Below are 11,147 nucleotides of genomic sequence, written 5' to 3' on the forward strand. Positions count from 1 at the left end.
AAATACCCCTGTCGTAGACGGCTTACAATATAAGAGAAACTGTGCTTCGAGCCTAACAAGAAAAACCCGCCTTAGTAGCAGGTTTAACGTAGGTGGACAATAATGAAAGAGTGTATGAGTGACAACACGCCCGTCGTGGTAAAAGCGTATCGTACTCCGTTCGGCAAGGAGGACGGCGTCTTCGCTGACGTCCGGCCCGAGGACCTGTCGATTCCGCTCATCGACCACATCCTCGAGGAGACCGACCTCACCGGCGAGGACGTCGACGACCTCAAGTGGGGCTGTGCCCAGCAGCGCAGCGAACAGGGCAACAACATGGCCCGCGTCATCGCGCTGATGAGCGACCTCGGCGAGGACACGCCCGCGACGACCATCAACCGCTGGTGTGCCTCCTCCGCGGAGGCGGTCATCAACGCCGCCGACGCCATCCGCGCCGGCCAGCGTGACTGTGTCATCGCCGGTGGCGTCGAGTCGATGTCCCGCGTGAAGATGGGCCAAAACAACGAGGTCCACCCCGGCCTCAACGAGTACCACAACGTCGCCGCCCTCCAGATGGGCATGACCGCCGAGGAGGTCGCCGAACGCTACGACGTGACCCGCGAGACCCAAGACGAGTACGCCGCCCAGTCCCAGCAGCGCGCCGTCGCCGCCACCGAGGAGGGCCGCTTCGACGACGAAATCGTCCCCATCGAGGGCCACGACGACGAGGGTAACGAGATCGTCGTCAAAAAGGACGAAGGGCTCCGTCCCGGAACCACGGCGGAGAAACTCGCCGAACTGCCGACGGTCTTCAAATCCGACGGCACCGTGACCCCGGGCAATGCCTCCCAGACGACCGACGGCGCCGCCGCGCTACTGGTCACCTCCGAGGCCTTCGCCGAGGAACACGGCTTCGAGGTCCTCGCCGAAATCGGCAACAACGCCATCGCCGGCGTCGAACCCGAAGTGATGGGCATCGGCCCCGTCCCGGCCTGTGAGAACCTCTTCGAGCGCTCCGGCACCGAGGCCGACGACTACGACCTCGTCGAACTCAACGAGGCCTTCGCCTCCCAGTGTGTTTACTGCCGCGACGAACTCGGCTTCGACAACGACATCTACAACGTCAACGGCGGCGCCATCGCCATCGGCCACCCGCTCGGCGCCTCCGGCGCCCGCCTGCCCGTGACGCTCATCCACGAGATGCAGAAGCGCGACGACGCCGAACGCGGCCTCGCCACCGAATGTGTCGGCTTCGGGCAGGGCGCAGCCATCGAGTTCCACGCGCGATAACTGCGAACACCGCATCCCTCACGCGATTTTTGCGTCGACGTACGGTTCAACAGCCGCGGGTTAAACGCCCGTATAGAGTATCTAACTATCCGGGAGTCGTGTGAGTCTGCCGCTCATGAGATGCAATCGGTGTGGGGAGGACACCTGGCTCGAACGCCACGAAGTCGATGGGTTCACCGGTCGCCTCTGTGAGAAATGCGTGGAGAAATGGGACGAAATCCACTACTGAAAGGGGAGACCCGTTTCGCAAAGCGTAGCGGGGCGCCAGCGTTTTGATAGACTGGACCGTCCGTTTACGCGATGAACCCGATGGAGAGCGACCTCGGCGTCTACGTCGTCTCGGGGGTCTTCGCCCTCGTCGTCTTCGCCGTCGCGATGGCCGTACTCGTGACTCGAACGGCCGTCGACCTGACGCCCGGCACGGTCGCCATGTTCTCCGTGGGGTTCCTGCTCTTCGTCGGCGTCTACTTCACCGCGATGGCTATCTATCGGGGCATCGACAGCCGAGAAGAAGTGCGGTAATCGGCGTTACAGTTCGCCCTTCGTGCTCGGCGTGTCGCTTCGCCGCTCGTCGATTCGCGTCGCGTCGTCCAGCGTCCGCGCGAGGCTTTTGAATAGCGCCTCCACTTCGTGGTGGGCGTTCTCGCCCTCGACCGACGCGTGGACCGTCAGGCCGGCGTTCAGCGTCAGCGACTCGACGAAGTGCCGGGCCATGTCGCTGGTGAAATCGCCAATCGAGGGCTGGCTGAACGCGCCGTCGAAGTAGAATCGGGGCCGCCTCGAGACGTCGACGACGACCTCGGCGACGGCCTCGTCGAGCGGCACCTTCCGGTCCGCATACCGGACGATGCCGCGCTTGTCGCCCAGCGCCTCCTCGAAGGCCTCGCCCAGCGTGATGCCGACGTCCTCGACGGTGTGGTGGTCGTCGATATCTAAATCGCCGTCGCAGCGCACGGTGAGGTCGAAGAGGCCGTGCTTGGCGAGGGCTTCGAGCATGTGGTCGAAAAAGCCGATGCCGGTGTCGACGGTGCTGTCGCCGTCGCCATCCAAATCGAGGGTCACCTCGATATCCGTCTCGGCCGTCTCGCGGGTGACGGCCGCCGTCCGGTCGGTCATGGCTGTGTATTTGCGCGCTCGTTTAAGGTGATTGCGGCGATAGGATTGTTTGATTTCGTTTTTGAGTGAGGGGACTCGTCTGACCACAACACCTCCGAAGCCCTCAGCCGGCTGGCGGTCGCTAAGCGGGATATCCTCGCTCGCTTCGCTCGCTCGGATAGAGCCCGCTTAGCGACTAAACTGAACGCCAGCCGACTTCGCCCTTCGAGTCCGCCAAGGACCGCGCCGCAACCGCAGCCACACGCCTCCCCAACCGACTCCCTCCTTCGCTTCGCTCAGTCGGTCGTCCCTCGCGCGCTGGCACCCGACCGCCGCTCGGGCAAGCCTCGCGGCGGTCGGCCAGCGCGCGCCATTTAAATAGCCTCACGGCCGGGAGCGAGTGGTCGCCGCCTTACGCGGCGACCCTCGTGACCCGGGGAAAGGCAGGGCTGTGCGGTCGCGGTCCTGGAGGACTGAAAGGGCGAGGTTCGGTGGCGCCGAGGGGGAGTCGCTGCAGAGGCACTACCCGAGCGCAGCGAGGGTATCCTCCGCAGCGACCGCCAGCGGACCGAGGGCTTTCCGGCTGTTTGTAGTCACGCCAGTCCCAAACTAGATTTATAAGTAACCACCGACGGAACCAGCGACGTTTCCTAGTGCTCGTCGCGCAGTTCAATCTCCGCAACCAACTCATAGGGGTCCTTCCCTTTCCGAATCGCATCGAGCATCGCGAAGGCCTCGTCGGGTTCGAGGAAGTGCTCGGTGACCGCGCGACCGATGGGCGTCGGCGTGAAGCCGTCGATGAAGTCGTACTCCAGCAGTTTCCCGACGGCGTGTTTCGTCGGCACCTCGCCGACCATGCGGTCGTTGAGGCGTTTGGCGCCCTTCCCGGCGACGGTGATGTTCGCGAGCGTCTCCTCGATGGCCGAGGTCTCGTCGTAGCGAGTGATGACCGGCTCCATCTCGCCCTTGAGGAGTTTGAAGGCCACCTCGTCCTCGCTCATCTCCATCGAGTTGTGATAGGTGGTATCCGGTTCGACCAGCATGTACATCGTCCCCTGGTCGTGGTAGTCCGGGCGGCCCGCCCGGCCGAGCATCTGCTCGAACTCCTGAACGTTGAGCCACTCGATGCCCATCGCCAGCGAGTCGAAGACAACCTGCGAGGCCGGGAAGTCGACACCCGCGGCGAGTGCGGCGGTGGTGACGACGGCCGCGAGGTCCTGATTGCCGAACTGGCGTTCGACCTTCTTCCGGCGGCCGTAATCGAGGCCGGCATGGTACGGGGCCGAGTCGTATTCCAGTTTCCGCGAAATCTCGTGACAGCGCCGCCGGGAGTTGGTGAAGATGATAGTCTGCCCGCGGTAGCCCATCGAGGATTTCGAGTCGAAGGCGCGTTTGACCAGTTTGTTCTCGATATCGAGTTTCTCCTGGCCGTCGGCGAAGGTGACGTGGCGTTCGATGGGCACCGGCCGCTCCTCGAACTCGATGCATTTGGCTTCGAGTTTGCTCGCGAGTTCGCCGGGGTTGCCGACCGTCGCCGAGAGGTAGACCCACTGCGTATCGCAGCGGTTCGTCTCGCAGTAGTGCTTGAGGCGGGAGATGAGGCCGTCGAGGCGGTGGCCGCGGCCCTCCTCGCCGAGGTTGTGGACCTCGTCGATGACGACGGTGCCGATATCGCCCATGTCCTTGCCGGTCCGGAGGGCGTGGTCGATGCCCTCGTAGGTGCCGACGATGACGTCGGCGTTGGGGTCGAAGCGGTTGCCGTCGTCGCGGATTCGCGAGGAACCGACCCGAATCGACACGTCGAGCAGGTCGCCGTAATCGTCCTCGAAGTCCTCGTGTTTCTGGTTCGCGAGCGCGACCAGCGGGACGAGAAAGAGCATCTTCCCCTCGCCCTTCAGCGCGCGGTCGATACCGGCGAGTTCGCCGACGAGCGTCTTGCCGGTCGCGGTCGCGGAGACGACCAGTTGGTCGTCGCCGTCCAGCAGGCCGTTTTCGACGGCCAGACTCTGGACCGGCAGGAGTTCGTCGAACTTCTGGAGTTGCGATTTCAGGTCGCCGTGGACGTCGAGGTCGCGCGTGGAGACGAGGTCGATGTCGTCGGTCGTCGCGCTGATCTCGTCGAACTTCGTGAGTTCGGGGTCGAGTTGCCCCGACAGGAGGTTCTTGACGCGTTCGAGGTCGCCGACTTCGAGCAGGAGGTCCTCGAGGCGGTCCCGGGCGCCCGACCGGAGGCCGCGGTAGTTGGCCTCCCGTTCGAGTTCGCGGCGGGCACAGTCCGGACAGATGTGCTCGTCGTCGGCCTCGATGGCCGTCTCGGCGGTCAGCGGCGAATAGCGACCCTTGCCGGCGCAGTACCGGCAGGTCCGGACCTGTTTGGCGTCGAGTTGGTAACCGTCGAGCATCGCTTCGAGGTCCCGCCGCCCCTCCCGTGAAGTCTGTTCGGAGATGCGGATGCGACGGGCGCGACGAGCCATCTCGACGAACTGTTCGGGTCGGCGCGGCACCTCGTCGTCGCCGTCCTTGACGCGGAATCGGCCGGGTCGCGGGCCGGCGCTGGTCTCCTTGAGTTCGAGTCGCCCGCGGAGCAGTCGCTCGCCATCGCGGCGGACGACGACGGTGTACTCGTCGCGACCCTCGTGGAGGAAGAGGGTATCGACGTCGGCGACCTGCTGTGACACTGGGCGTCTGTAGTGTATCTGGGTATTTCAGTCGTCCGGGATCGGTGTGGACGGATGCCACACCCAGCGGGGCCGTCTTATAAGACCGTGCGTGTGTTAGTGTAACACACTGTCCTCTCCGTCCCGCCGCACGTCGGGGAGGACACCGACAGGAGGGGACCACGATGGCAACGTACATTCACCTGATGGAACTCGGCGAGGAGAGTCTCGAAACGATGGACAAAAGCCCGGACCGACGGCAGGCCGCACGGGAGATGGTCACCGAGTACGGCGGTGAGTTGCGGGAGATGTACTACACGTTCGGCCGCCACGACGTGGTCGCCGTCGCCGAATATCCGGACGACGGCGCGGCCGCACGCGCCGCGATCCGGTTCCGCGGCGAGGGCAACACGAACGTCGAGACGCTGCCGGCCTTCACCGAGGCCGAGTGGGACGAACAGGTCGTCGCGGGGATGGAATAGCCGGCATCGGGCCGGCACGCCGCTATTTGACCAGTTCGATGCTGTCGTCGCCGGTCGGCACCGCACAGATGAACGAGCCCTGCTGGTCGCTCTCGTTGCGGTACCAGTGGACCGTCCCCGCCGGAATGTGCAGGGAATCGCCTTCGCTGACAGTGTACTCCTCGTCGCCCATTCCGACGACGTACTCGCCGTCGAGGACGTACTGCTCGTGTTCGATGTCGTTGGTGTGTTTCGGCACCTCGGCACCCGGTTCGAGGACGAACCGGCGGATGGCGAGGTTCGGCGCGCCGTCTTCGGCGCCGACGAGGACGCCCTTCTGCATCCCCTCGGCGGCGTCGACGGTCTCGTAATCGATCTCGTCCGCGCGGCGAATCAGCGGTTTAGGTTCGGATGCTGTCATGCACTCACCTACGACACCGACCACTACGAAACCCCCGGTTGGCGCGCCCGTCTCGGCCGGTCGGCTTTAAAAGCACGGCGACCCTAACAGAGGCTATGAAGGGTTTTCGCATCGGGAGCGCCTTCGGCATCCCGATACGGTTGGATCTGACCTTCCTGCTGGTGTTGCCGGTGTTCGCCTACGTCATCGGCGCGCAGATGGGCGAGTTGGTCGTCCTTCTCAACGACTCGGTCGGCCTCGGCATCGAACCCGACGCACTGACCGGGTCGGGACTCGCCCGCTACGGCATCGGCACCGTCGTCGCCGTCGGCCTGTTCGTCTGCGTCGTCGCCCACGAGTTCGGCCACTCGCTCGTCGCACGACGGTACGGCGTCCCAATCGAGTCCATCACGCTGTGGCTGCTCGGCGGCGTCGCCCAGATGGAGGAAATTCCCGAGGACTGGAAGAAGGAGTTCACCATCGCCATCGCCGGCCCCATCGTCTCGGTGCTCGTCGGCGGCCTCTCCTACGTCGCCCTCCAGTTCGTGCCCGGCGGCAGTTTCCTGCTGGAGGCCACCCGCTTCACGCTCGCGTATCTCGCCATCATGAACGTCATACTGGCCGGGTTCAACCTGCTTCCCGGGTTCCCGATGGACGGCGGCCGCATCCTCCGGGCGCTTCTGGCTCGCGACCGCCCGCACGCACAGGCCACCCAGCAGGCCGCGAAAGTCGGTCAGGCCTTCGCCGTCATGCTCGGCTTCTTCGGCCTGCTCGTGGGCTTCAACATCTTCCTCATCATCCTCGCCTTTTTCATCTACATCGCCGCCGCCTCCGAGTCCAAGCGGACGGTCATGAACGCCGCCTTCGAGGGCGTCACCGTCGCCGACGTGATGACGCCGCGAGAACGCCTCGACGTGGTCTCACCGAAGACCACCGTCGCGGAGTTCATGGACCGAATGTTCCGGGAGCGGCACACCGGCTATCCCGTCGTCGAGCGCGGGGCGGGAACCACAGCTGGCGCGGGCGGCGACAGAGCACAAGCGGGCGACCGACCGGTCGGCGTCGTCACCCTCTCGGACGCACGGGGCATCGACGAGGTCGAACGCGACGCCTATCGCGTCGAGGACGTGATGAGCAGCGACCTCCGGACGGTCACCTCGGAGACGCCGGTGATAGACGCCTTCGAGACCATGCAACGCGAGGACATCGGCCGCCTGCTCGTCATCGACGACGACGGCACGCTCGTCGGCCTCGTCTCCCGAACCGACGTGATGACGGCGCTGGAAATCGTCAAATCCGGCGGTCAGCCGGGGAGCAGACGACTCGACAGCGAGGCCGCACCCCCCGTCGAAACGCTGGAGCGAGAGCGCACGTGACCCCGGCTAAAACTCGCGGCGGTAGCCGCACTCGCGGCACTCCCAGACCCCGTCCTCGATCTTCTCGAACTGGGATTTCTGGAACGGCCCGCCGAGGCTGTTCGCACAGTCCGAGTTCGGACACCGATCCGATGGCGTTCTCATGTGTTACCAACCATCAGTGGGCGTCGACATATAATACCCCGTCGCAGGCCAGTGGCTCCCTCGCTGTCACTCCGCGCCGTCGACGTTGGCCGCGAGCCACGCCTCGGCCTCCTCGAGAGCGTCGGTATCGGCCGACGTGAGCTTCAGCCGATTGTGGCCGGATTCCTGTTCCGGGTAACAGCCGACGGCGACGCCGAACCGCTCGTGTACCTCGTCGAGTCGGCCGAGGAGGCTCGCCTCGGGTTCGGAGGTGTAGACGAACCGCGATTCCACGTCCCCGGAGAACTCGGCTTCGACCTCCTCGAACATCCGCTGCATCTCCGAGGGAATTCCCGGGAAGACGTAGACGTTCTCGACGACACAGCCCGGCGAGAGTCCCGCGTGATTGATAAGCGGCCGCGACCCCTCCGGCAGAGTCGCCTCCGCCGCCGCGTCGACGTCGAGGTCAGGGTACTCGCCCGCGATGGCCTCCAGCGTCCGCTCGACGTCCGCGAGCGCGAGGTCGTCGACAGCGAGGTCGCGGTCGAACGCGGCCGCGACAGCGTCCATCGTCAGGTCGTCCGGCGTTCGGCCGAGCCCACCCGTCACGATGACCGCATCGAAGGCGTCGCTGTACCGCCGGACCGCCTCGACGATGACCGACTCGTCGTCCGGAACGGTCAGAATCCGTGCGACCGAGACGCCGCGGTCCGTGAGCTGAGTCGCCAGCCACGTCGCGTTCGTGTTCTCGGTATCGCCGGCGAGGAGCTCGTCACCGACCGTCAGAAGTGCCGCCTGCATGCCCGATGGTCGGAGGCGCTGACGGTTAGGCTTTCTCACCGACGAGGCCCGACGCTCGCGTCAGGTCGCCGCCTCCAGCTCCGCCCGACCGATATGACCGAACTCCGCCTTCCGGTGGCAGGACGGACACAACGAGACGACGTTTTCGAGGTAGTGGGCGTCGGCCTCGGTCGTCACCGGCGTCTCGACGAACGCCCGGACCGGGACGATGTGGTGTACGTCCGGGTTCCGACCGAGTTCCTCTCTTGTCGTTCCACAGAGCACACACTCGTAGCCGTCCCGTTCGAGCGCGCGCTTGCGAACCCGGTTCCACCCCCTGCCGTAGTTGGCCTCGACGCCGCCCTTCCAGTTCGGATGGCCCTCTCCGGTGAACGCCTCGGATATCCACTCGTACTGACAGTCGTCGCTGCAGAAGACGTGTTCGCTGTTGATGTTGTTCTGCTGGCGGACCACCTTGGCATCACACCAGTCACAAGCGAGTTCCTGTTCGCCACCGGCCCAGCGGGGATTGTTCTCGCCCGAGACGTCCGGACGATACCGCCAGTTCGCTTCTTCGATACAGTTCCCACAATACAGGCCCTCCTTCTCCGACGGGTAATAGTCGAACGCCGTTCCGCATATTGTACACTCGGTGGTTTCCTTCCCACCGCTGTAATTGGGATTGTTCGCTCCAGTAAACGAGATAGCAGTATCGCGACACTCGTCACTGCAGTATTTTCGTTTCGTCTCGGAGTAAAATTCGACGTAGCAGTGACTACACGTACGATTCGGCAACGGTTCGTCGTGGCCCAGACTGTGATGAACCCGAAGGCCACGTTCGGTGTCGAACTCCCTGTTGCATGTCGGGCACCGATGCATAAAATCGCATCATGCCCGATGTCACAAATAGTAACGCACCAGAAAGAGGAGACTCACGAACGAGATATTACGGAGGGTAATTAGGTCCGGGTGCGGAAATTGAATCCGCCTCACAGCCGCCACAGGGCTGTAGGATGCCACTACCCCAACCCGGACACGCATGTAAATCTAAGCGCACTCCGCTTCATATACGTTACGACTTTTCCAACCCGTGCAACGCCAACGCATACCTGTCCGTCCATTTTTAAGCGCCGACCGACTACCACCGATACCGTGGCGATTACGGACAAGATATACGTGAAGAACCACCGGCAGTTGGCCTCCCAACTGGAGACGTCCTTCCCCAAGAGCGCCTTCTCCGGGGCGACGCTGGACATCCTCTTTACCGGCGACGGCCTCGCCAAACTCGACGACGCCTCCCGGGACCGGGCGCTGGATTTCGCGGAGGACTTTCTGGACTGCGACTGTCAGTCGAACCCCCACTGCGGCTGTCCACAGCGGAAGTTCATCGCGTATCTGCTGGAGTTGCGCGCCGAGGGGCTGGGCCCCGACGCCATCGTCGACGTGATGGGCGACGATTACATGCTGTACGCGTATCCGGGCGACATCCTCTCCTTCCTCGACAACGGCGTTCGGACGCTGGAGGCGGCCGAGCAACTGGCCGAGGTCGACGAACGGAAAGAGATGGCCGAGAAGATCCGGCGGAAGAAACGCGAGTTGTCGGGCTAACCGAGGCGGAACGGCTCTTCTTCGTTCTCCTCGCCGTCGAGGTCTTCGAGCTGGATGACGTCGTCGGCTTCCTGCTCTTCGACCTGCTGGCTGAGTTTGGTGACGTACTGCTTGTACTCGTCGAGCTGTTCGCGGAGGTGCTCGGCTTCGAGTTCGAGCCGTTCGTGTTCGCGAACGAAGCTCTTGGGGACCTCGACCTTCGGCGGGAAGCTCTCGGCCGCCGAGGAGGTTTCGGTGGCGCTGCCCTGCTTGAGTTCGTGTTCGGGGACGACGCGAACCTGCCCGTCGTGGGCAACCAGCGTGTCGACGTAGTCCCGGAACACGGCCGAAAGCGAGATGTCCCGCTCCTCGGCTATCTCCCGAAGGGTCTCGAAGGCGTCCTCGTTGACCCGAAAGGAGATGGTCTTGTTCTTGTTGCCCATGGCTAATTCCTAGCTGGACGGTCCACGTATATAAGGGTTTGTCAGACGCACGCAAGCGATAGCGTCTCAACGACGCATACAGCGGGTGTTCAGTCCGTCGTCTCGATAGCCGTCGTCATCGAGTTACAAGTAGAGCAGGTACGCGGTTCCTCGCTTAAATAGACTGTACTACAGTCGGGACACTCGTACAGGAGGTTGGTGGGTGAGTGGTCTTCCGCCTCGTCTTCCCCGGTTCTTTCTGTGCCGTCTTCGTTCCCGTCGGAATCGCTGGGTTGTGAACGAGTGAGTATCGACCCGAGTTTTGATTTTATCGTTGTCATGTTTTGTATTGTGTACTGTTGATTCTACGCTTGGTCGGAGGCGTGAAATACGGCAAGCCCAACGACGCCGATTGAGATACCGACAAACGCCGAGATTGCCCCGATAACCCCGACGATTCCCGTTATCGCGCTAAGCACGAGTACCAACGCACTAACGGCGACACATTCTATGTAATACCGTTTCGATGAACGGGCATCGGCAGTATCGTCGTCGAGGTACTCGTTGAGGTGGGAGGCCGCTGGTGTCAGTTCGATAGTGCCGCGTTGTTGGTCGAACGTTAGGACACCCATACTGTCGAGTTTGGGGAGATGTGACTGATAGAGGCTGACGTAGACACGCTTCCGTTGCTGCGAGTCGAGCAACTCAGGAGTCGTGTCATTCTCGATGGCAGCGATGTGTTCAGCGAGGTCGCTCAACGTCACCTGACCGTTCTGGTCGTTGAGATACCGAAGCAGTTGCCGCCGCCGAGCGTTTCTGAGTGCATCGAATACGGTATCCGGCCCCAATGCAGCAGGTTCACCACCCCCGACGCCTTCTTCAGTGTCGGTAGCGGTTGGTGACGACGCTTTTCCATTATCAGACAACGGTTCCCCCTGTTCAGTCGTTCGGTTCAACGTAGATATACCCAAACTCTG

The 11,147-nt window shown here is 63.3% G+C and carries 13 protein-coding genes; 5 read left to right on the forward strand and 8 right to left on the reverse strand.

The annotated features are described in order from the left end of the window. Positions 1-114: 114 nt before the first annotated feature. Positions 115-1,269 (forward strand): thiolase family protein, encoded by a 1,155-nt coding sequence (locus U5914_RS05965; RefSeq protein WP_336134845.1) that lies wholly within the window; start codon positions 115-117, stop codon positions 1,267-1,269. A 300-nt stretch (positions 1,270-1,569) separates the two neighbouring features. Beyond that, complete coding sequence (locus tag U5914_RS05970; protein ID WP_336134846.1) at positions 1,570-1,791, forward strand: hypothetical protein; 222 nt, start codon at positions 1,570-1,572, stop codon at positions 1,789-1,791. Positions 1,792-1,797: 6 nt separating this feature from the next. On the opposite strand, the gene hisB is transcribed toward U5914_RS05970, so the two are convergent. Continuing rightward, positions 1,798-2,385 carry an imidazoleglycerol-phosphate dehydratase HisB gene (hisB, locus tag U5914_RS05975; protein WP_336134847.1) on the reverse strand — a complete coding sequence of 196 codons (588 nt, stop codon included), beginning with the start codon at positions 2,383-2,385 and terminating at the stop codon, positions 1,798-1,800. Between the two features lie 629 nt (positions 2,386-3,014). Beyond that, a complete protein-coding gene (locus U5914_RS05980) occupies positions 3,015-5,042 on the reverse strand; it encodes a DEAD/DEAH box helicase (protein WP_336134848.1) in 2,028 nt (675 codons plus the stop codon). A 164-nt stretch (positions 5,043-5,206) separates the two neighbouring features. On the opposite strand from U5914_RS05980, the gene U5914_RS05985 reads away from it, so the two are divergent. Next, positions 5,207-5,503, forward strand: a complete 297-nt coding sequence (locus tag U5914_RS05985) for a GYD domain-containing protein (RefSeq protein ID WP_336134849.1) — start codon at positions 5,207-5,209, stop codon at positions 5,501-5,503. 22 nt (positions 5,504-5,525) lie between these two features. Here U5914_RS05985 and U5914_RS05990 read toward each other — a convergent pair whose 3' ends face one another. Further along, positions 5,526-5,903: a cupin domain-containing protein gene (locus U5914_RS05990; protein ID WP_336134850.1), complete on the reverse strand. Its 378-nt coding sequence runs from the start codon at positions 5,901-5,903 to the stop codon at positions 5,526-5,528. Between the two features lie 95 nt (positions 5,904-5,998). On the opposite strand from U5914_RS05990, the gene U5914_RS05995 reads away from it, so the two are divergent. Further along, entirely contained in the window at positions 5,999-7,258 is a 1,260-nt protein-coding gene (locus U5914_RS05995; protein ID WP_336134851.1) for a site-2 protease family protein, read from the forward strand. A 6-nt stretch (positions 7,259-7,264) separates the two neighbouring features. Here the strand turns inward: U5914_RS05995 and U5914_RS06000 are convergent, their stop codons facing one another. From U5914_RS06000 to U5914_RS06010, 3 genes are all read right to left on the reverse strand, one after another. Further along, positions 7,265-7,402 (reverse strand): hypothetical protein, encoded by a 138-nt coding sequence (locus tag U5914_RS06000; protein WP_336134852.1) that lies wholly within the window; start codon positions 7,400-7,402, stop codon positions 7,265-7,267. Positions 7,403-7,468: 66 nt separating this feature from the next. Then, the gene (locus U5914_RS06005; protein ID WP_336134853.1) at positions 7,469-8,182 is read right to left on the reverse strand and encodes a competence/damage-inducible protein A; all 714 of its coding nucleotides are present in this window, start codon (positions 8,180-8,182) and stop codon (positions 7,469-7,471) included. Positions 8,183-8,242: 60 nt separating this feature from the next. Beyond that, positions 8,243-8,635, reverse strand: coding sequence for an HNH endonuclease (locus U5914_RS06010; protein WP_336134854.1), 393 nt, complete (start codon positions 8,633-8,635; stop codon positions 8,243-8,245). 678 nt (positions 8,636-9,313) lie between these two features. On the opposite strand from U5914_RS06010, the gene U5914_RS06015 reads away from it, so the two are divergent. Next, on the forward strand, positions 9,314-9,769 hold the full coding sequence (locus U5914_RS06015; RefSeq protein ID WP_336134855.1) for a DUF5814 domain-containing protein: 456 nt from the start codon (positions 9,314-9,316) through the stop codon (positions 9,767-9,769). On the opposite strand, the gene U5914_RS06020 is transcribed toward U5914_RS06015, so the two are convergent. Next, positions 9,766-10,191 (reverse strand): DUF8146 domain-containing protein, encoded by a 426-nt coding sequence (locus U5914_RS06020; protein WP_336134856.1) that lies wholly within the window; start codon positions 10,189-10,191, stop codon positions 9,766-9,768. The two genes, U5914_RS06015 and U5914_RS06020, sit on opposite strands and share 4 nt — an antisense overlap. A 344-nt stretch (positions 10,192-10,535) precedes the next feature. Further along, the gene (locus U5914_RS06025) at positions 10,536-11,096 is read right to left on the reverse strand and encodes a DUF7344 domain-containing protein (protein ID WP_336134857.1); all 561 of its coding nucleotides are present in this window, start codon (positions 11,094-11,096) and stop codon (positions 10,536-10,538) included. Between the last annotated feature and the right edge of the window lie 51 nt (positions 11,097-11,147).

Source organism: Natronomonas amylolytica (assembly GCF_037031205.1).
Lineage (GTDB): Archaea > Halobacteriota > Halobacteria > Halobacteriales > Haloarculaceae > Natronomonas > Natronomonas amylolytica.

What these genes read in the sequence shown, in the direction of transcription:
- U5914_RS05970 (WP_336134846.1), top strand. Translation starts at nt 1,570, where the DNA reads ATGAACCCGATGGAGAGCGACCTCGGCGTCTACGTCGTCTCGGGGGTC.
- U5914_RS05965 (WP_336134845.1), top strand. Translation starts at nt 115, where the DNA reads ATGAGTGACAACACGCCCGTCGTGGTAAAAGCGTATCGTACTCCGTTC.
- U5914_RS06000 (WP_336134852.1), bottom strand. Translation starts at nt 7,402, where the DNA reads ATGAGAACGCCATCGGATCGGTGTCCGAACTCGGACTGTGCGAACAGC.
- U5914_RS05985 (WP_336134849.1), top strand. Translation starts at nt 5,207, where the DNA reads ATGGCAACGTACATTCACCTGATGGAACTCGGCGAGGAGAGTCTCGAA.
- U5914_RS06020 (WP_336134856.1), bottom strand. Translation starts at nt 10,191, where the DNA reads ATGGGCAACAAGAACAAGACCATCTCCTTTCGGGTCAACGAGGACGCC.
- U5914_RS05995 (WP_336134851.1), top strand. Translation starts at nt 5,999, where the DNA reads ATGAAGGGTTTTCGCATCGGGAGCGCCTTCGGCATCCCGATACGGTTG.
- U5914_RS05990 (WP_336134850.1), bottom strand. Translation starts at nt 5,903, where the DNA reads ATGACAGCATCCGAACCTAAACCGCTGATTCGCCGCGCGGACGAGATC.
- hisB (WP_336134847.1), bottom strand. Translation starts at nt 2,385, where the DNA reads ATGACCGACCGGACGGCGGCCGTCACCCGCGAGACGGCCGAGACGGAT.
- U5914_RS06005 (WP_336134853.1), bottom strand. Translation starts at nt 8,182, where the DNA reads ATGCAGGCGGCACTTCTGACGGTCGGTGACGAGCTCCTCGCCGGCGAT.